This is a genomic window from Myroides odoratus, from assembly GCF_965118575.1.
GTDB lineage: Bacteria > Bacteroidota > Bacteroidia > Flavobacteriales > Flavobacteriaceae > Flavobacterium > Flavobacterium odoratum_B.
This window is the reverse complement of the sequence record NZ_CBCPHW010000008.1, coordinates 150253-171185: the sequence shown is the minus strand read 5'-3', so window position 1 is coordinate 171185 and position 20933 is coordinate 150253. Positions and strand designations below refer to the sequence as shown.

The following is a 20933-nucleotide window of genomic DNA, read 5'->3' as shown; positions in this document are numbered from 1 at the left end:
TATGAAAAATATATATAGTAACCGTTTACTTTTTCTAAGTTTTTTAGGAATTAGTGGTGCAGTATGGGCTCAAGAGAATCAAGCGTCTTTTGTGAATCAAGGTCAAATATCTGTAGCCAATGGGGGAGTACTCTCTACGCTTTATAGTTTTGATAATCAAAATAAGGCATCTGTGCTTAATGATGGTACAGCGTATTACTACCGCGATTTTAATAACGATGGAGATTATACATTTACGATGCAAAATAAAAATAGTGCAAGTACGGCTGTTTTTATGCGTTATGAAAATGAAACAGGTCCTCAAGTAATTAGCGGGGTTTCTATTTCGGAGTTTAAAAATGTAGAATTAAATAACAAGACGGATAAAGTTGCTTTCGATTTAAAAAACAACATGGATATCCATGGAATCATGGATTTTCAAGACGGTATTGTAAAAATTGATTCGCTAATTAATCCACGTACAGATTTATCTAATGGGATGTTGAGCTTCCAAAAAGGAGCGACAGCAACTAGTGTAAGCGATCGTTCTCATGCGGAAGGTTTAGTTGAGAAAAAAGGAAATGAAAGTTTTCAATTCCCTAAAGGTGATAAACAAAAATACCGCTATGCGCGTATTTCTGCACCAAAAGATCAAAACGATATTTTTGTAGGTCAGTATGTAGAAGCAGATCATCGATTCTTCAAAGCTCGCCCTACAGCAGCAGGCGTTATCAAAGAATTAGATAGAAATGAATATTGGTTGATTGATAAAAGCAACAATACACAAAGCGATATCCTATTGACGTTAAGTTGGGATGAACGCACTACACCAGCAGAATTGTTGAAAGATCCTGAAAATGAACTACATATTGTTCGTTGGGATGCCAAGCAACAATTATGGGTAGATGAAGGTGGAGTAGTAGACATGTCTGCCAAAGAAATTACAACGATTTCTACGGTAAAAGGCTACGGATTTTTTACCTTAGCGACAGTGAAAAAAGATTGGTTATTAGATGGCGATGTTGTGATTTACAACTTAGTTACGCCTGATGGGGATGGCAAGAATGATTATTTTATCATTGACAACATCCGCAAATATCCAAACAATACCGTAGAAATTTACAACCGTTGGGGTGTAAAAGTATATGAAACGAAGGGGTACGATCCGCTTGGAGATGGAAGTTCAAATGTGTTCAAAGGGTATTCAGAAGGTCGTGTAACTGTAGATAAAAGCAAGAAGTTGCCAAGTGGTACCTATTACTACGTAGTTACCTATGAATACAAAGATGACAACGGAAGTCGAATGATTAAGAAAGCTGCAAATTTACATTTGGAGACGAATTAAATCTAAAAATTAGATGAAACTAAAAAGCACAATAAAGACAATCGTTCTTGGGGGCATAGGTTTGCTAAGTATAACGCAAACCTATGGGCAACAAGATCCACAATATACCCAATACATGTACAACCACTCGAATATTAACCCCGCTTATGCAGGGAGTAGAGAGGGTTTAAATATTTTTGGACTTTATCGCACCCAATGGGTCGGATTAGAAGGGGCACCTAAAACCGCTACTTTATCTGTAAATACTCCTTTGGGAGATTCAGGTTTAGGTTTAGGTGTAAATTTTGTCAATGACCACTTAGGGGTAATGGATGACAATACGCTATCGATTGATTTATCCTATGCTATCGACCTGAATTATACCTATAAATTGGCATTTGGATTAAAAGGATCTGCTAATTTACTCGATGTGAGTTATAGTAAATTGCGCATTTATAATCCCTCAGACCCAGTTGCAGAGGATGATGTGAAAAATAAATTTACGCCAAATATTGGTGCGGGATTATTTTTGTATTCAGATAAAGCGTATGTAGGTTTATCTGTACCTACATTATTGAAGCATTCTCGGTATGATGACAACAGTATAAAAACACTTCGTGAGAAAATGCATGTATATGTAACCGGAGGTTATGTATTTGATGTGAATACCAATGTGAAGTTCAAACCTGCAGCCATGGTAAAAATGGAACAAGGTTCTCCTTTGCAAGTAGACTTAACAGCAAACTTTATGTTTGTAGATAAATTTACTATTGGAGCTGCATATCGTTGGGATGCCTCAGTGAGTGGACTTGTAGGCTTCCAAGTTTCGGATAATGTTTTTGTAGGGTATAGTTACGATGCAGAAACTACAAAACTAGCGAATTACAACTCTGGTTCACACGAGATTTTTATGCGATTCACTTTGTTTAATAGCTACACGCGTGTCACTGCGCCTAGGTTCTTCTAATAGTAAAAGTACTATGATAAAACAATTTATACAACTGGGAATACTGAGTATTGCTTTGAGCTTTAGTGTTTCGGGATACAGTCAGATAAAAAAAGAAAAACAAGCCGATAAAAGCTTTGATCGTTTAGCGTATGTAGATGCCATTAAAGTGTATGAACGCATCGCTAAAAAGGGATACGTGAATACCTCTATTTTGCAAAACTTAGCCGATGCTTATTATTTCAATGGTAAGCTAGTCGAAGCCAATACTTGGTATACCGAATTATTTGAAGGAGATTATGAAGATAAAAATCTATCCGAATTGCCTTCAGAATATTATTACCGCTATGCGCAAACCTTAAAAGCAGTTGAAGATTATAAAAAATCACAACAACTGATGGATCAGTTTGCAACCTTAGAACAAGCAGATTCAAGAACCGATTTGTATGCAAAGAATCGCGACTATTTGGCGCATATTGAAAATCATTCGGATCGTTATGATATTAAATTGTTAGACTTGAATACGGCGTATTCAGACTATGGTGGAACAATGCTCAAAGATCAATTTATTTTCACCTCTGCAAGAGCTACGGATCACCAAAGCGGAAAAAAGATTCACACTTGGACCAATGAGAGCTATACGAGTTTGTACAGCTCGACAATTAGTCAAGATGGATTTGGAGAACCCGTGCTTTTTGCACCAGAGATCAATTCGAAAGTCAATGATGCAACTGCGGTTTTTACCCAAGATGGTACTACGATGTATTTCACGCGAAATAACTCTAAAACCAGCGGAAGTAGTAAACAAAATAAAGACAAAACCTCTTTATTAAAATTATACAAGACAGTAAAGCAATCGGATGGGAAGTGGGGACTGGTAGAGGAATTGCCTTTTAATTCAGACAATTTCAATACAGCCCATCCTGCTTTAACTCCTGATGATAAATGGTTGTACTTTGCATCTGATCGCAAAGGTACCTTAGGTCAATCAGATTTATTTCGAGTAGCCTTATATGAAAATGGAGGATATGGAGAAGTAGAGAATTTAGGAAAAGAAATCAATACCGAAGGTAGAGAGAGTTTTCCATTTATTTCTTCGGATCATCAGTTGTATTTTTCATCGGATGGACATCCAGGATTAGGAGGAATTGATATCTTTGTAACTAAGATGTATCCAAATGGAAGTTTTGGCCCTGTGGTTAATATGGGAACGCCAATAAACAGTAGTTTGGATGATTTTGGTTTCTATTTGGACCCAAAACAAGGCAAAGGATTTATCAGTTCAAATCGCGCGGGAGGGAAAGGATCAGATGATATTTATTTCTTAGCTGAAAAACCGTGTAAACAAAGTATAGAAGGAACGGTATACGACAAGGATACCAACGAAGTATTAGTAAATGCACGAGTAGTTATCTCAGATGCTTTATATCAAAAATCAGATACAATTTATACCAACAACAAAGGATACTATATTACGTCTCTATTAGACTGTGGACATAAATACCGCATCAAAGCAGAGAAAGAATTATACAATACCGTTGAAGTTGCGTTTAATGTAAATAGCGAGCCTGGTGTTAAAACCGTGAATATCGGATTAGAGAAAACAGAAAAACCATTAGGCGTAAATGATGATTTATTTAAGAAACTAAAACTCCAACCGATTTACTTTGACTTTGATAAATCGAATATTCGCAGAGATGCTTCGATTGAATTGATGAAAGTTGTGGAAGTAATGAAGGAATACCCAACCCTAAAAATCGATGTTCGCTCACATACGGATAGTAGAGGTAATGATGCTTACAACTTGAGTTTATCTGATCGACGCGTAAAAGCAACGATTAAATGGATGATTGAACAAGGTATCGACCCAAGTCGTTTGACAGGTAGAGGCTATGGTGAAACACAATTGCTAAATAAATGCAGTAATGGAGTACCATGTACGGTCGAAGAACACCAATTGAACAGACGTAGTGAGTTTATTATTTTAGATATATAATTCAAAAATATAACAAACAACAAAACAATTTTTTTTCGATAATCCTGCTGTAGGATTCTAAACTAGCAGCACCAAGCCCAGAAGAGCACTCGATTTCGAGTGCTCTTTTTTTATTGATAATACATAAAAGAAGTCATACTTAAAGAACCTCCAACATAAGCATCATTAAAGAAAATTAATTCGTCTTTTGCCTCCTTTAATCCCATATTGTATACCATTGGAATATAATGTTCTAAAGTGGGCACAGCCAACTGGATTTGAGAATGGAGAGTCTCATAGGCTAGTAAACTTTTGTAATCGTAATCGGTGATCGCCTTCTGAAGTATTGCATTAATCTCTAAAGCCCAATCAAAACCATAATTGTCGTTCATCTTATCCCAAGAAAGTAAACGAAGGTTGTGAATCATATTGCCACTTCCTAAAATCAAAACACCCTTCCTTCTCAATTCATGCAATTGTAATGCCAATCGATAGTGATAATCCAAAGGCTTATAATAATCAATACTCAACTGTAAAACGGGAATATCAGCTTTTGGAAACATATGTTTGGTAACAGACCAAGTACCGTGATCTAAACCCCATTCATGATCCAAATGCAGATCAAACGGCTTGACTAAGTTTTGTGTTTCTAAGGCTAAATTAGGATGGCCAGGAGCAGGGTATTCTACATCAAATAGCGGTTGTGGAAAACCTCGGAAATCGTGTATCGTCTCTGGAAAATCCATAGCCGTAATATAGCTCCCTTTCGTAAGCCAATGGGCAGATACAACCAGAATAGCTTTTGGTGTTGGAATGGACTGACCAATGCTATGCCAATTCATAGAGAATACAGTATCTTCAATGGCATTCATAGGCGAACCGTGTCCGATGAATAGCGTTGGCATGATTTGATCGCTGTATTGTAGGGTTTGAGAAAAACGATAAAGATCTTGTAGTGAATGCATAACACAGTATTTTAGATTGAAGTAAAGTTCATGTATTTATTTCTTAAAATAGATACAGATCCACGTATTTTAACTTCTTTTCTTTTAACTTCTCTTTTTTTTATTTCCTTCTATGATGTAAATAAAAATTCTAACCGCTCTGTGCTATCGAGGTTGAAATGCAAAAATTAACAAAAGACTTAAGTGTACATCACTACATCTTATACTTTAATTAAACAAATAAAACAAAGGAATTGTTGTTTTTTTAAATATTATTCTTAAAATTTAATCGTAAAATTAGCTTAAAACAGTGGTGTTTTTTACTCACACATAGATTATTCAAGAACTATATTATTTTATAATTATAGTTTTTCTATTCTTATATTTCATTCTTTTCTTTTTTGATTTTTAGATAGATAGGCTTATTTGTTTTGTTTATTTTTCGTTGAAAACCTTGAATTAATTTTGATTCATCAACTAATCAATTTTAAGAATGAATTCAAAATTAAGGTGTATCTATTTAAGTGTATTTTGCTTGTTGTTTCAATTGGTACATGCACAAGAGAAGGAACTCTCCGGAGTTGTAACAGAAAGTGGAATGCCTTTACCAGGTGTTACTATACGCATTCAAGGGACTCAACAAGGAACCCAAACAGATTTGGATGGGAAGTATACGGTAAAAGCAAAAAAAGGAGATGCCCTTGTATTTTCTTTTATTAGCATGAAAGAGGTGCATTATACGATGGCAAATCAAACGGTATTTAATGTACAAATGCATCCCATCGAAGAAATGCTGGACGAAGTAGTAGTTACTGCTTTGGGCATTAAAAGAGACAAAAAAAAGTTAGGCTATTCTTCTCAAGAAGTTAAAGGAGAGGATCTGTCAAGCGCCGGGAAAAACAATGCAGTGAATGCCTTATCCGGAAATATAGCGGGCTTACAAGTTACTGCACCATCCTCTATGGGAGGGTCATCGCGCATTGTATTGCGAGGAGTGAAGTCTGTGGTAGGAAATAATCAACCGTTAATTGTTATTGACGGAATACCCCTAGACAATAGCAATTTCGCTGATATAAACATGCAACGAGGAGCTGGGGGACGCGATTACGGAGATGGTTCGGCCGATATTAATCCCGATGACATTGAATCGGTAACCGTGTTAAAAGGAGGACCCGCTTCTGCTTTATATGGGAACAGAGGAGGAAATGGCGTAATTATTTATACTACGAAAGCAGCAAAAAACGGAAGAACAGAGATTGAATTAAATTCAGGTATCGCATTTGAATCCGTTAATATTATGCCCAAATTACAGAATAAGTATGGTGGAGGTTCTTCAGATTCATTTACACAGCAAGAGATTAAGGGTAAAATCTATAATATTCCCCAATATATTGTCGATGAAAGCTGGGGCCCAAAATTAGATGGTTCTTTATATTTACCTTGGTATGCATTTGACCCAGAATTTGAAAGTGACTACCTCAAAGAAGTACCTTGGGTCAAATCCAAACACGATGTCAGATCTTTCTTTCAAACAGGTGTTTCTTACAATCAATCCGTATCTATTGCAAAATCTTTCAAAGAAAGCAATGTGAGAATGGCCTTTAATAATAATGTAACGGAGGGAATTGTTCCCAATTCGAAATTACAACGCAACAATTTTACTGTTAATGCAGCTACTCAACTCAGTACAAACCTAAAAGCCGAAACAAATATTAATTTCGTTCGCACCAAAGGATTTAATCGACCCGAAATTGGCTATGGTGATAATTCAGTAGCTGAGCGATTCTTCCAATGGGGACAAAGACAGGTCGACTACCAGACCTTAAAAGACTACAAATTACCGAATGGCAATCAACGCTCATGGAATAGAACGTCTTGGGATAATGGAATGCCAGCCTATTCGGATAATCCATATTGGGTTATTCATGAAAATACTTCCGAAGATATTCGAAATAGATTCTTTGGAAATGCAAAACTAACGTATAATTTTTCGGATAACCTCTATGCGGTAGGAACCGTATATGGCGATCAATACAGTTTGAGTATTGCAGAACAAATAGCAGTAGGTTCTCAAACGACGTCTTCTTACAAATTGATGAAGCGAAATGTTTCAGAATACAATTACGAAGGACGCTTGCACTATGATGATACGTTTGAAAATATTGGATTAAATGCTTTTGTTGGGGTTAATAGAAGTGAAAAACGCAACGACTTTCTTCAGGGAGAATCTGTAGGAGGATTAAACTTGCCTGGCTTGTACAATTTAGGTAATAGTGTTTCTCCTGCCAAAGCAACCAATAAAATGGTGCATTCACGTACTAATTCCGTATTTGCCTCAGTAAGTTTAAATTATAAGGAATTCCTGTTTTTAGAAGGAACCACACGTACCGATTGGTTCTCAACCGTGAAAAAATCAGTCACCTATCCTTCTGTAACTGGAACATTTATCTTTTCCAATGTATTACCTCCAATCGATTGGTTGAGTTTTGGTAAAATTAGACTGGGTTGGGCTCAAGTGGGGAATGATACTGAAGCCTATCGAACCGCAAATTACTACACCGTCAATGGTGCCTTTTTAGGTGATCCCACCTATTCACTCGACGATACCGCGAATAATCCAGACTTAAAACCCGAAAGAATGACAACCAAAGAAATTGGCTTAGAAGCCGCTTTCTTAAATAATCGACTTGGTTTTGAAGTGTCTTACTACGAAATTAAAACCCAAGACCTAATCACACGCGTCCAATATGATGCGGCTACTGGATTTGCCTATCGTTGGATGAATGCTGGAGATATGCAAAACAAAGGAATTGAAGCAACGGTAAACGCAACACCAATTAAGACCCCAGATTTTTCTTGGCAAATTACCTGGAATATCTCTCATAATAAAAATACATTAACCCGTTTGGCAGAAGGCGTAGAATCGGTCGAAATCGCTAAAGCTCCTTTCAGAGTATCCTTACAAGGAAAAATAGGAGAAACCTACGGGCAAATCTATGGAACCGATTATGTATACGACAAAAACGGCAATAAAGTGATTGGCGATGATGGACTCTATAAAGCAACAGATGTCAAAGCGCTAGGTTCTTATTTACCAGATTATAATATGGGAATTCGCAATAGTTTTCGATACAAAAACCTTACGATAGGCGTATTACTTGATATTCAAAAAGGAGGAAAATACTTTTCTACAACCCATATGTATGGCATGTACTCCGGGATGCTTGAAGAAACCGTAAATGGAGATATTCGAGAAACAGGATTGATTTTAGATGGTGTAAAAGAGGATGGAACGAAAAACGATCAAGTCGTTACCGCTATTGATTGGGCAAAAGGACATAATTCATCCGTAGATGCACAAAATGTCTTTGATGCGGACTATATGAAGCTAAGAGAAGTAACCTTAGCCTATGATTTGCCAATGAAATGGCTAGGCCCTTTTAAAGGAATAACGATTTCCTTATTTGCGCGTAATTTATTTACTTGGAATTTAGCATGGAAGGGTATGGATCCAGAAATGGCGTCGTACGGAAGTGGAAATATTCAAGCCATCGAAGGGGCTTCGTTGCCTTCTACGAGATCATACGGAATGAATGTTAAATTTAAAATCTAATCTAATGAAAAATTATATAAGCCAAGTAGTGTTGATACTCAGTTTTATTACCTTAACCAGTTGTGATCGTGATTTAGAACAGATAAATACTAACCCAAATCAACCTTCAACGGTTACAACTAGTGGGTTATTTAACAACACCAACAAGACCTTGATGACTAAAACAAGAGGTGGTTTTCCCTCTGGACGAATGGCTCTACCTTGGATTCAATACTCGGCACAAAGAAACTATACGGCTGAAGACCGTTATCAATTTAGAGTGGAAGTGAATAATACACTATACAGTGCTCTTTTTTTAGCCGTAAAAGGATATAAAGAAATTATTGACCTTGTTGAAGATCCTGCGAATGCAACAAAAATAGTGACCTATGGAGATCCCGTTAATCAACTCGCAGCAGCGCGTATTATGATTGCCTATACCCAATTGCAATTGGTAGATGCCTATGGAGATGTTCCCTATTTTTCCTACGGAGCGAAGGATCCCGATTTTCAAGCGATGACTTTGGGTACAAAAAATGAAATAACAACACCTAAATTTGCTCCCCAAGATAAAATCTATACAGATCTTATGAAGGAATTAAAAGAAGCTGCGGAATCCATAAATACAAACACAGGTACCGTATTCACCTCTGGAGATTTCTTATTTAAAACACCTGAGAAACTAAAGAGATTTGCCAATTCTCTGCGCCTGAGAATTGCTAATCGCGTAAAAAAGGTAATTCCTGTTGCCAATCAGCATATCGCAGAACTAACGGCACATGTAGATGATTTAATGCAATCCAATGCGGATAATGTAGGGCAACAATTTCAAAATGATAGAGTAAATCCAGCTCCCTTTTATAACGATGCTATTATTGGAAAAAGAAATGACTTTTCCCCAACAAATACATTTGTAGAGTTATTAAAAGGAGAGAGTCAAATCGGTCATGCAAATCCATTTGCCGGAAATATTGATCCGCGGTTGTACAAGATGGTAGCTCCTATAAGCCAACTCGAAAAAAATGAGGCAGGAGATGAGGTTGAAGTTACACTTGCTTTTTTCTATAATGCATCAAAAAATTCGCCAAGTATTGAAAGGGGCGATTACATCGATCGAACAGCGGAGCATTATCGAGGTATGCCGCTGGGAATTGAAGATGCTTATACAGGAAGTCAAGCGGGCTATGCTTCACAATTTAGCGCTCTGATCTATAAAGCAGATTATACAGAGATGCTGATGGAATATTCAGAAGTAGCCTTTATTTTAGCCGAATTAGACATTAACCCACAAGAAAATTACAAAAATGGAATTAAAGCTTCTATGGAAAAATGGAAAGTAGAAGCAAGAGATATTGAGGCATATTTAACAAAAGTAAACACCGTAAATCAAGAAACCATACTGACTCAAAAATACATTGCTTTGTATTTACAACCCTATGAAGCTTGGGCTGATTATAGACGAACAAAATTTCCTAAAACAGTATTACTACCAGGGCAAACACACCAATTAATTGCTCCAGGTCCTCAAAAGCAAACGGAGTATACATTCACCCCTTTGAATGGATTGAATGATTTACCAGAGCGAATCACCTATCCTTCGGATCTTAATTTGATTAACAAATCCAATAAAGAGGAAGCTTCAGCAAGAATGGGAGGAGATTTGATGAATACTAAATTAATTTGGGCGAACTAAGAAGCTGTACCAACAAAAAAGGCTATCTCTTAGAAAGAGATAGCCTTTTTCATCGTAAGAAATAGACCACCAATACCACATAGCATGTCTACCGTGAGGCACGAAGTGTCGCATCCTATAATCCTACTTACTTATGCCCAGTATGTCCCTGAAAATAAAAAAGCATTTCAACAACTATCCTGAGGAACGAAGGATCGCATCCTAACGTATTTTTTGTGATTTGATAGAGCGGAAAATCAATTAAACTTTCTTTAAAAGGAAAGTTTAATAATACGATCTAATTGCTTTTTATTAATAGCTGTAGGAGCTAATTTGTAAAGTTCTAATTTTAGAAGAGATACGATAGCAAAAACATCCGTAGCCACAACGTTATAGTATATTTCAAAATCTTGTTCTGATTTGTTTTCTATACTTTTAATTCGTTTGCTTTCTTCCATTAAATTACCCACAGATTCAAGGATTTTTTCAAAAGTGTCTGCGGAAGTGTGCATTTGTAAAAAACCAAATTCAAACAGTAAATCTTGTAAACTATTTACTTCTCTTTCCAATGTTTTATCACGACTTAAGTGAAGCGTAAGCTTTTCCTTCTGCAAAATAGTGTTCAATTGAGTTAGAAAGTGAAAAAATACCGCTTGTTTTTTTTCGAAAACCATTAAATTTCGCTCTCTAGATTCTTCGCTTTTTGTTTGTCCTTGTAAAAGTAAAACCGTTATAATAGCTGTAATAACAACGCCTAATAAGGTACCGAAAAATTGGGCGGGTAAAGAACTGAGTTCAAAAATTTCAAAAGTAACGGCTGTAAGTAAAAACACAATAGTCAATAGGAGTACGGCTGCACGATATAAATTGGATCTTAACTTCATTATCAAAGGATTGAATACTAAAATAAATGTGAATTGTTTCAGGTTTAAGGTACAACTTATTTTAATTCTTATGCGAACTTTGTAGAAGTAAGCGCATATGAAAAGCTTAAATTAGTTGATTCTCAAAAATAGAGACTTGTTTTTATACTTCATATAATAAGATAGAATTTTTTACGTTTAATATGGGTAATTACCTAAAAGTATGAAGTATTAAAAAAATATTAAAATATAGACCTGAAACTTGATTTGAATAAAAAAAGAAGTATGTTTATATGGAAGTAAGATTTTAAATTATAGAGTTATGAAAACAAGAATAATGTTGAGCTATGCAAAAACGGTTCTCGAAAGCGTTAGTTTTGATTCAAAATTGTTTTATAAAGAGTTACAAAAAGCATTAAATCATTTAGTGCCTTATGATGTTGAACAGCTAGGTAAATGGGTGAATAGTTTTGTACAAGAAAAACCAGAACTAAGCGAATCACTGCATTTGTTAAACGTATAAAAAAAAGCCATCTGTCAGATGGCTTTTTTTATGGCCACTTCTGAGATAGTAGAAGAGAAGCATTCGATTGTTAAACACATTGTGCTATCTTTGAGTGTAAAATAAAAGTTATGGTAAAAATACGCTCGTATAAAGAAACAGATAAAGATGCCTTAATACAATTGCTTGAAGCAAATGTGCCTCTCTATTTTTCAGTAGAAGAAATAGCGGATTATAAACAATATCTAGAAACAGAAATAGAGCAATACTTTGTGGCTGAAGAAGATGGAGTGCTTCTAGGAGGAGGAGGAATTAATATTTTAGAAAACCAAAACGAGGGAAGAATAAGTTGGGACGTTATTGCTCCTTCATCTCAAGGAAAGGGGATTGGTAGAGACTTGCTTTTATATCGATTAACTATTTTAAAAAACACACCTGCTGTACAACAGATACGTGTACGTACTTCTCAAGTTGTATATCCATTCTATGAAAAAAACGGTTTTGTACTTAAGGAAATTCAAAAAGACTTTTGGGCAGAGGGATTGGATTTATATGATATGTACTATGAACCAAAAAAAGAATAATAGCATGAAACTGTTTGTAAAAAATATGGTTTGTCACCGGTGTATATTAGCTGTAGAACAGATTTTGAAAAACATGCAGTATACGCCCCTTTCTATTCAATTAGGAGAAGTTGAATTGCAACAAGTAGTAGGTGTTGATGAATTACAAAAAATTAGTCAAAAACTAGAAGAAATAGGATTTGAATTACTCAATGACAAAGAGCATCAGTTGGTTACTCAAATAAAATCCCTACTTATCGAACTACTTCAAGCTGAACAACTGGCATTAGAAACTCCCTTATCCCTGTACTTAGCAACGCAATTGCAAAAAGATTATTTGTATTTGACTCAGCTTTTTTCACAAATCGAATCAACTACGATTGAGCAGTATTTTATTGCCCTCAAAATAGAGAAAGTAAAAGAACTGTTGCTATATGATGAATTGAGTTTAAAAGAAATTGCGTTTAGATTAAACTATAGTAGTATAGCGCATTTAAGTACGCAGTTTAAAAAAATAACAGGAATGACTCCTACTGCTTTTAAACAGCTTACATCACCCCATAGAAAGCAAATTGATCACTTATAAAAATACAAAAGCCCTATTAATTAGGGCTTTGTTATATCTAGTAGTTTTACTTTATCGGTATAATTGACCATTTTAATCGTAATGGGATCATTATTAGCTGTACGTCCACTAATAACGTATAACTTGCCATTTTCAAAATTTACATTACTTTGATCAAAATCTATTTTGCCATATTGTAAAGATTTTCGAATATCATCCTCAATAACCCAACCTTCTTTTAGTTTGGTTTCAGCATCGGAACTATATTGAACAGGTTTACTTCTCAATTCTTTTAGAACTCTACAATTGGGTAAATAACAAAACTCTGTTTTCTTTTCTCCAAAAAAGTAAAATAAAAACATACCACCTATTAAGAGGCCAAATAAATAATATGCAAGTCTTTGTATAAAACTCATCTTTTTAAAATTTGTACAAAAATAGCAATATAGCGTTGTAAAACTAAATAATTGGCAAAAAATTAGAACGCAAAAAGTCGAATGTCTCTGTAATCTAAATTAAACCAGTCAGCTACCACTTTATTTGTAATTAAGCCTTTATAGGTATAGATACCTGATTTTAGAATATTATCCGTAAATACAGTTCCCTCTAAACACCCACTATCAGCAAAATTTAAAAGAAAAGGAGTTATCACATTGCTAATAGCCATTGAGGCTGTTTTACAATAACGAGATGTGATATTGGGCACTCCATAATGGATAACCTCATATTTTCGTTTAGTTGGATGTTCATGTGTAGTGAGTTCAGAAGTTTCAAAACATCCCCCATTATCAATGGCTACATCAATAATAACAGCATCTTTTTTCATGTGCTCTACCATGGTTTGAGTCACCACAATAGGAGATCTATTTTTTCCTCGAATAGCACCAATAGCTACATCACAACGCATCAACGCTTTCAAAAGAATTTTATCCTGAATGGTAGAAGTCGATACTGGAAAAGGAAGATTATTCTGCAAACGTCTTAATTTCTGAATCGAATTATCGAAAATTCGAACATTAGCTCCCATACTAATCGCTGTTTTTGCAGCGTATTCTGAAACAATACCCGCTCCTAAAATTACAACTTCGGTCGGCATAACACCTGTTATATTTCCCATCAATAATCCCTTGCCCTGATTGGTAGTAGTCATTAATTCTGACGCAATTTGTATAGAGGCAATCCCCGCAATTTCACTTAAAATACTAGTAGCTGGGAAGGATCCGTTTTTATCTTGAATAAATTCAAAACCAATAGCTGATATTTTTTTCTTAGCTAACGCTTTAAAATAAGCAGGCTCTAAGGTCTTCAATTGAATGGTTGACCACAATACACTGTATGGAGCCATAAGCTTTATTTCTTCTAACGTAGGCGGAACTGCCTTAACGACAATGGGACAGCCTAATACTTTTTTTGTATCTGTGGTAATTTCAGCTCCTGCCTTACTGTATTCTAAATCGCTATAACTCGCTGCTTCGCCAGCCCCTTTTTCAATCAATACCCGATGTCCATACGCATAGAGCGTTTGCACGGCCTCTGGTGTAATGCAAATTCTCTTCTCAAGGGTAAAGTTTTCTTTGGGAACTCCAATAAACAATTCACCTTTACGCGGCTCTACAAGTAAACACTCTTCTTGAGGAATCAGTGTTTTTTTTGAAAAAGGAGACAATTTAGCCATAGGTTACTGTTTATATAGAGGTGATAATTAATTTTCTTGTATTGCTATCTAAGCTAACAATTTCTATTGTTGTATGCGGATCAGGAATTAAGTTTGGCACTTTGTCTGGCCATTCTATAAAGCACCAATTACCACTGTAAAGATATTCTTCAAATCCAAAATCATACGCTTCTTCTTCTTCTTTTAATCGGTACAAATCAAAATGATACAAAGCATCCTTTGAATCGGGAATTTGATAGGCATTTACAATAGAAAAAGTAGGACTACTAGTCATTGCTGTTATATGTAGTTGCTTGGCTAAAGCTTTAATAAAAGTGGTTTTTCCAGCTCCCATAGGCGCATGAAACAAAACAATCTTATGGGATAATAAAGGTAAAACTTGAGCTGCTATAGTATCTATTTCTTCTAGTTGATACGTGAATTCCATTTATTTAGGATTTAAAATTATAAAAGGAACAATCATTTCTTCTAGCGAAATACCACCATGTTGATAGGTATTTCTAAAATAGGATACATAATAGTTGTAATTATTTTGATACGCCAAGAAACAATCGTTCTTTGCAAAAATATATGAACTACTTAGATTTATAGAAGGAAGCTGAATCTTTTTTGGATCTTTAACTAAATAGACATCCTTTTTCTCAAAGGTTAAACTCTTACCTGTTTTATAACGTAGATTTAAACTTGTGTTTTTATCGCCAATTACTTTAGAAGGCGTATTGCAGTTGATAGTACCGTGATCCGTAGTAATAATAAGTTTAAAACCTGCTTGTTGAGCGAGTTGAATCACATCCAATAACGTAGAATTTTTAAACCAACTAGTCGTTAGCGAGCGATACGCTTTGTCATTGGAAGCTAATTCTTTGATAACTTCCATTTCAGTTTTTGAATGAGAAAGCATATCAACAAAGTTGTACACAATCGTAATTAATTGATTGTGTTTTATCGCATTGAAATTATCAACTAATTTCCGACCCTCTTTCTGGCCTACAATTTTAAAATATTCATTGGGAATACTTAAGCGCAAGCGCTGTAGTTGGGCTTGTAAAAAATCGTTTTCATGTAAGTTTTTCCCACCTTCTTCTACATCATTTTTCCACCAATTCGGATGCATTTGCTCCATTTGCAAAGGAGTTAAACCCGAAAAAATAGCATTTCTAGAATATTGAGTTGTAGTGGGTAAGATAGAGAAAAAGGTGTGTTCTGTTTCTATTTTATAGTGATTAGACACAATAGGTTCAAAGGAACGCCATTGATCATATCGCATATTGTCAATCACGAGAAATAGAATTTTATTGTTTTCTTTCTTTAATTCTGGAACAACCCATTTTTTAAAAATCTCATGTGAAAAAGTAGGCTTATCTGTGGTTGAATTAATCCATGTTTCATATTTTTTCTCAATAAACTTGCCAAATAAACTATTGGCTTCGCTCTTTTGACCTTCCAATATATTAATCAAATTTTGATCTTCAATGTCTTCGAGTTTGCTTTCCCAAAAAAGAAGCTTTCTATAAAGAGAAATCCAGTCTTCATAAGTATTAATAGCCATTAAATCCATAGCAATATTGCGAAACTCTTTTTGATAGCTCAAAGAAGATTTCTCCGATACAATTCGCGAATCATCTAGGTTCTTTTTTAAACATAAAAGGATCTGATTCGGATTGACCGGTTTTATTAAATAATCCGCTATCTTGGCACCAATAGCTTCTTCCATAATGTATTCTTCCTCACTTTTTGTAATCATTACAATGGGAAGACTATTTTTGATGCTTTTGATCTCATTAAGTGTTTCTAAACCACTTAATCCGGGCATATTTTCATCGAGAAAGACAATGTCAAAATGCTGTTGATTGACTAATTCTATGGCATCAGTTCCATTTGTAGTAGTGGTTACCGCATAGCCCTTTTTTTCTAAAAAAATAATATGAGGTTTTAATAAATCAATTTCATCATCAACCCAAAGTATATTAATTGCATTCATATAATAAAAATTCAAATTTTTAAATCATTTATAATCGGCTGTTGTGCTTTTTTTTATAAAGCTCACAGTTTATAACGCAAAAATTATAAATAATGTATATAAATATAAGGAGTAAATTTTGTAATCCAATTTAGGAAGCAATATTTTTGTGGCTATATTAAGAAGATCATGTATTATTCGTTTATTATACCTGTTTACAATCGACCAGATGAAACAGATGAATTGTTGGCTAGTTTAGCGAAGCAAACTTACCAAGGCGAGTTTGAGGTCGTGTTGGTAGAAGATGGATCAACAATAGATTCTAGATCTGTGGTTGAGAAGTATCAAGATCAATTGGATATAGCGTATTACTATAAAGCAAACTCTGGTCCTGGGGATTCTAGAAATTACGGTATGAGAAAGGCCAAAGGCGATTATTTTATCATCTTGGATTCGGATTGTATTATCCCCGAAGATTATTTGCGTATCGTAGATCAATATCTACACGAAGGGTATGTAGATTGTTTTGGTGGACCTGACCAGGCTTTAGCGAGTTTTTCTGAAGTGCAAAAGGCAATTAATTTTTCGATGACTTCTTTTTTAACAACAGGAGGAATACGAGGAGGGTCTGAGCGATTGAGTAAATTCCAACCCCGCAGTTTCAATATGGGGATTTCAAAAAAAGCCTTTTTAGCGTCTCAGGGCTTTGGAAAGATACATCCAGGTGAAGATCCCGATTTGACGATTAGACTTTGGAACCTGGGGTTTGATACAGAGCTCTTTCCGAAAGCCTATGTCTACCATAAACGAAGAATTGACTGGAGAAAATTCTACGTTCAAGTAAATAAATTTGGCAAGGCAAGGCCAATCCTCAATCAAAGGTACCCGCAATATGCCAAAATGACGTATTGGTTTCCGTCTTTATTTATATTGGGGCTGATAGGAAGTGTTTTGCTTGTTTTTTTAGGAATTAATTTACCTTTTTCTCTTTATTTAGTGTATTTTTTATTGGTTTTTGTGATATCTTTGAGTAAAGAAAAGAACTTTAAGGTGTCAATTTTGTCAATTTGTGCTGTTTTTGTACAATTTTATGGATATGGTATAGGTTTTGTTAAATCTAACTATATCTTGCATATTTTAAAACAAAATCCTGAAGAGGGAATGCCAGAAATGTTTTTTAAATAAAAAGAAGAATGAGTATTATTGTTGGTTTAACAGGTGGAATTGGAAGTGGAAAAACAACCGTAGCCAAATTGTTTGAAAAACATGGAATTCCAATTTATATTGCAGATGATAAAGCGCGATTACTCATGGATCAACCCGAGGTAATAGAAGCCGTACAACAAATATTTGCAACTTCCGTTATAAATGAATATGGAAAGTTAGATCGAACGAAAATCAAACAATTGGTTTTTGAGGATAAAGAACAGTTAGAAAAACTAAATCAAGTCGTCCATCCCAGGGTAAAAAAAGATTTTGATCAATGGGTAGAACAACATAAAGAATCGCCCATTGTCATCAAAGAAAGTGCTATCTTATTTGAAAATGGATTGGATAAAGCCTGTGATCTAGTTCTTTTAGTTGTTGCACCAGAAGAAGTTAGAATTAATAGGGTGATGATGCGAGATGGAGTCTCTAAAGAACAAGTACGAAAAATTATAGATAATCAAATGAAAGATGAAGAAAAGGCCAAAAGAAGTCAATATATAATTGAAAATAATAACAATAAATCACTAGAAAGTAATATTATTGCTATAATACGTGATATTAATTTAAAAAATCATTTAATTTAATCGGTTAATTTTATGTTAACTACTAGGGAATGTATATTATTAATCATAATTTTGAATTGCGATGAATAAGTTACGATTTAGAGTACTTGTCGGTATAATGAGTTTTTCATTAATTGGAATCATCATCGTACAATTATATTGGATTGTTAGCTCATATAGAAATAATGACGAACAGTTCAAATACCACGTCCAACAAGTTATTGGAAATGTGTCAAATGCCATCGAACAAAATGAAGCGATGGAGTTTTACAAATTGTATAATAATTTAAAAGACAGTATTGGCGAACCGCCAAAAGAAAGTGAATTAAAAGAGATAGTCATTGTAGAACGTGATCCACGGACGAATGAATCTATATTTTATTCGAACACATTAGTGCTGGAAGATTTTAATTTGCGAAGCTCGTTCTTTGATAAGAGAGCCGATAGCACAAATATTAAAAATTTTGTTGCAAGGCGAAAAACAGAGATTCATAGAGGTAACTCTTTTGATCGAGGTTCGGATAATTTACACCAAAATTATCCAGATGAGGTGATTGAGAAGTCAGGTAATTTAGATGTGCTTGATAAAGCGCAGTTTGAAATTTACTTTAAAGATATCGTAGCCTTAAAACGAGTAGATGAAAGAATATCGAAAGAAAAATTAAAGGAATTGCTAGAAAATGAACTCCATCAATATGGAGTAAATGCAAAATTTGAATTCGGTGTTTACAATAAGGGATTGGCAACTAAAATTAAGTCAGATGATTTCGAATACAATGAGGGATCGACTTACGGTGTGCCTATTCTAAAGAATAATGATGGAAAGAGTAAGTATCATTTATATGTTACTTTTCCTGAAAAAAGTAAGTATTTATTTTCCTCATTAATCGGTATTACCTTTTTGTCTATTTTGTTTACGATAGTCATTATTGCAGCTTATTTAAATGCAATTAATCAGCTGATTAAGCAGAAGCAAATTTCAGAAATGAAAACGGACTTTATCAATAATATGACGCATGAGTTTAAGACGCCAATTGCAACAATTAACCTCGCCTTGGATGCCATTAAGAATCCAAAGGTAATCGGAAATGCCGAGATGGTCGAAAGGTATCTTAATATGATCCGGGAGGAAAATAAACGCATGCATGCGCAAGTAGAAAATGTTCTTCGAATTTCTAAATTAGAAAGAAAAGAGTTCGAATCAGACAAGGAAGCAGTAGATATTCATGAAATTATTGAATCTGCAGTTGACCATGTGGGGCTAATCATACTAGATAGAGGCGGAGAAATCAACCTACATCTCGATGCTAGGCGATCGGATATCTTAGGGAATGATTTTCATCTAACAAGCGTGATGGTAAATATGTTAGACAATGCGATTAAATACTCTAAAGAACACCCTATAATTGATGTGTATACAGAAAATATCAAAGATTTTATCTTGATAAAAGTAGTAGATCAAGGAGTGGGAATGAGTAAAAATGCACAAAAAAGAATTTTCGATAAATTTTATCGTGAACATACAGGAGATTTACATGATGTAAAAGGACACGGATTAGGGCTGGCTTATGTACAACAAATTATAGAAGACCATAATGCGCAAGTATATGTTGAAAGTGAAAAAGGTAAAGGAAGTACGTTCATTATTAAAATGCCATTAATAAATTAATCAATATATGGAAACAACAAACAACAAAAAGATTTTATTAGTAGAGGATGATCCAAATTTTGGTGCAATCCTAAAAGATTACTTAGCAATTAACGATTTTGAAGTTACTTTAGCTAAAAATGGAATGGAAGGATTTGAAAAGTTCAAACGCGATACTTTTGACCTTTGTATTCTAGATGTTATGATGCCTTATAAAGACGGATTTACTTTAGCTAAAGAGATTCGTGATAAAAACAAGGAAGTGCCTATTATTTTCTTAACTGCAAAATCAATGAAAGAGGATGTGTTAAGAGGATATAAAGTAGGAGCAGATGACTATTTAAATAAACCTTTTGATTCAGAGGTTTTATTAATGAAAATCAAAGCTATTATTCATAGAAAAACATCTGAAGTAAAAACGGATAATACTAAATTTGAATTCCAAATCGGTAAGTTTCATTTAAATTCTAAATTGAGATTCTTGACTTTCCAAGATCAGGAACCAATTAAGTTATCCCCAAAAGAAAATGAATTACTGAAATTATTGGCAATTTATGAAAATGATTTAATGCCAAGAGAAGTTGCTTTAACAAAAATATGGAGAGATGATAATTATTTTACTTCTCGTAGTATGGACGTTTATATTGCAAAATTGAGAAAATATTTAAAACTAGACGAAGCAGTTGAAATTTTAAATATTCACGGAGAAGGATTCCGTTTAGTAGTAAAAGTAGAAGGAGAAGATTAATTTTTTCCAAACAAAATAAAAAGGAGCAAGATTTTTTCTTGCTCCTTTTTTTGTATCATGGCTACTCTTCCTCGTTTTATAAATCAAGTATCAAAGTAAGGAGAAACTCCTGAAATTTCAAGTACAATGCCAATCCCAAGGTAGTGACGGGGTATATGGAATACGCCCATCTACTGGCTTTGTACAGCAGATAAATACAGCGAGG

General features: G+C 34.6%; 18 protein-coding genes. 12 read left to right on the top strand and 6 right to left on the bottom strand.

Annotated elements, in window-relative coordinates; translation table 11 throughout:
• The first annotated feature begins 1 nt into the window (after position 1).
• Genes ACMHJ2_RS08800 through ACMHJ2_RS08790 form a run of 3 tightly spaced genes read left to right on the top strand, consistent with a single transcriptional unit; the run spans position 2 to position 4245 of the window.
• Positions 2-1324: a gliding motility-associated C-terminal domain-containing protein gene (locus ACMHJ2_RS08800; RefSeq protein WP_413512524.1), complete on the top strand. Its 1323-nt coding sequence runs from the start codon at positions 2-4 to the stop codon at positions 1322-1324.
• Between the two features lie 13 nt (positions 1325-1337).
• Complete coding sequence (locus ACMHJ2_RS08795; RefSeq protein ID WP_413512523.1) at positions 1338-2270, top strand: type IX secretion system membrane protein PorP/SprF; 933 nt, start codon at positions 1338-1340, stop codon at positions 2268-2270.
• A 13-nt stretch (positions 2271-2283) separates the two neighbouring features.
• Complete coding sequence (locus ACMHJ2_RS08790; RefSeq protein WP_413512522.1) at positions 2284-4245, top strand: OmpA family protein; 1962 nt, start codon at positions 2284-2286, stop codon at positions 4243-4245.
• Positions 4246-4355: 110 nt separating this feature from the next.
• On the opposite strand, the gene ygiD is transcribed toward ACMHJ2_RS08790, so the two are convergent.
• Entirely contained in the window at positions 4356-5189 is an 834-nt protein-coding gene (ygiD, locus tag ACMHJ2_RS08785; protein ID WP_413512521.1) for a 4,5-DOPA dioxygenase extradiol, read from the bottom strand.
• A gap of 472 nt (positions 5190-5661) precedes the next feature.
• Here ygiD and ACMHJ2_RS08780 point away from each other — a divergent pair, with 472 nt between their 5' ends.
• Both ACMHJ2_RS08780 and ACMHJ2_RS08775 read left to right on the top strand, forming a co-directional pair.
• The gene (locus ACMHJ2_RS08780; RefSeq protein WP_413512520.1) at positions 5662-8781 is read left to right on the top strand and encodes a SusC/RagA family TonB-linked outer membrane protein; all 3120 of its coding nucleotides are present in this window, start codon (positions 5662-5664) and stop codon (positions 8779-8781) included.
• Positions 8782-8785: 4 nt separating this feature from the next.
• Entirely contained in the window at positions 8786-10453 is a 1668-nt protein-coding gene (locus tag ACMHJ2_RS08775; protein ID WP_413512519.1) for a SusD/RagB family nutrient-binding outer membrane lipoprotein, read from the top strand.
• 251 nt (positions 10454-10704) lie between these two features.
• On the opposite strand, the gene ACMHJ2_RS08770 is transcribed toward ACMHJ2_RS08775, so the two are convergent.
• Positions 10705-11316, bottom strand: coding sequence for a hypothetical protein (locus ACMHJ2_RS08770; protein WP_413512518.1), 612 nt, complete (start codon positions 11314-11316; stop codon positions 10705-10707).
• A gap of 301 nt (positions 11317-11617) precedes the next feature.
• On the opposite strand from ACMHJ2_RS08770, the gene ACMHJ2_RS08765 reads away from it, so the two are divergent.
• From ACMHJ2_RS08765 to ACMHJ2_RS08755, 3 genes are all read left to right on the top strand, one after another.
• Positions 11618-11818 (top strand): hypothetical protein, encoded by a 201-nt coding sequence (locus ACMHJ2_RS08765; RefSeq protein ID WP_413512517.1) that lies wholly within the window; start codon positions 11618-11620, stop codon positions 11816-11818.
• Between the two features lie 110 nt (positions 11819-11928).
• Entirely contained in the window at positions 11929-12381 is a 453-nt protein-coding gene (locus tag ACMHJ2_RS08760) for a GNAT family N-acetyltransferase (protein WP_413512516.1), read from the top strand.
• A gap of 4 nt (positions 12382-12385) precedes the next feature.
• Positions 12386-12946, top strand: coding sequence for a helix-turn-helix domain-containing protein (locus tag ACMHJ2_RS08755; protein ID WP_413512515.1), 561 nt, complete (start codon positions 12386-12388; stop codon positions 12944-12946).
• A 20-nt stretch (positions 12947-12966) separates the two neighbouring features.
• Here ACMHJ2_RS08755 and ACMHJ2_RS08750 read toward each other — a convergent pair whose 3' ends face one another.
• The 4 genes from ACMHJ2_RS08750 to ACMHJ2_RS08735 form a co-directional block, all read right to left on the bottom strand.
• Positions 12967-13341, bottom strand: a complete 375-nt coding sequence (locus tag ACMHJ2_RS08750; protein WP_413512514.1) for a DUF4258 domain-containing protein — start codon at positions 13339-13341, stop codon at positions 12967-12969.
• A gap of 62 nt (positions 13342-13403) precedes the next feature.
• Entirely contained in the window at positions 13404-14600 is a 1197-nt protein-coding gene (locus ACMHJ2_RS08745; protein WP_413512513.1) for an alanine dehydrogenase, read from the bottom strand.
• Between the two features lie 10 nt (positions 14601-14610).
• A complete protein-coding gene (gene tsaE, locus ACMHJ2_RS08740; RefSeq protein WP_413512512.1) occupies positions 14611-15027 on the bottom strand; it encodes a tRNA (adenosine(37)-N6)-threonylcarbamoyltransferase complex ATPase subunit type 1 TsaE in 417 nt (138 codons plus the stop codon).
• On the bottom strand, positions 15028-16581 hold the full coding sequence (locus ACMHJ2_RS08735) for a PglZ domain-containing protein (RefSeq protein WP_413512511.1): 1554 nt from the start codon (positions 16579-16581) through the stop codon (positions 15028-15030). It lies immediately after the preceding gene.
• 168 nt (positions 16582-16749) lie between these two features.
• Between ACMHJ2_RS08735 and ACMHJ2_RS08730 the strand changes: the two genes are divergently transcribed.
• The 4 genes from ACMHJ2_RS08730 (at position 16750) to ACMHJ2_RS08715 (ending at position 20728) form a co-directional block, all read left to right on the top strand.
• The gene (locus ACMHJ2_RS08730; protein WP_413512510.1) at positions 16750-17745 is read left to right on the top strand and encodes a glycosyltransferase; all 996 of its coding nucleotides are present in this window, start codon (positions 16750-16752) and stop codon (positions 17743-17745) included.
• Positions 17746-17753: 8 nt separating this feature from the next.
• Complete coding sequence (coaE, locus tag ACMHJ2_RS08725; protein WP_413512509.1) at positions 17754-18353, top strand: dephospho-CoA kinase; 600 nt, start codon at positions 17754-17756, stop codon at positions 18351-18353.
• A gap of 61 nt (positions 18354-18414) precedes the next feature.
• Positions 18415-20001 carry a sensor histidine kinase gene (locus tag ACMHJ2_RS08720; RefSeq protein WP_413512508.1) on the top strand — a complete coding sequence of 529 codons (1587 nt, stop codon included), beginning with the start codon at positions 18415-18417 and terminating at the stop codon, positions 19999-20001.
• Between the two features lie 7 nt (positions 20002-20008).
• Positions 20009-20728 carry a response regulator transcription factor gene (locus ACMHJ2_RS08715; protein WP_413512507.1) on the top strand — a complete coding sequence of 240 codons (720 nt, stop codon included), beginning with the start codon at positions 20009-20011 and terminating at the stop codon, positions 20726-20728.
• Positions 20729-20933 lie beyond the last annotated feature (205 nt).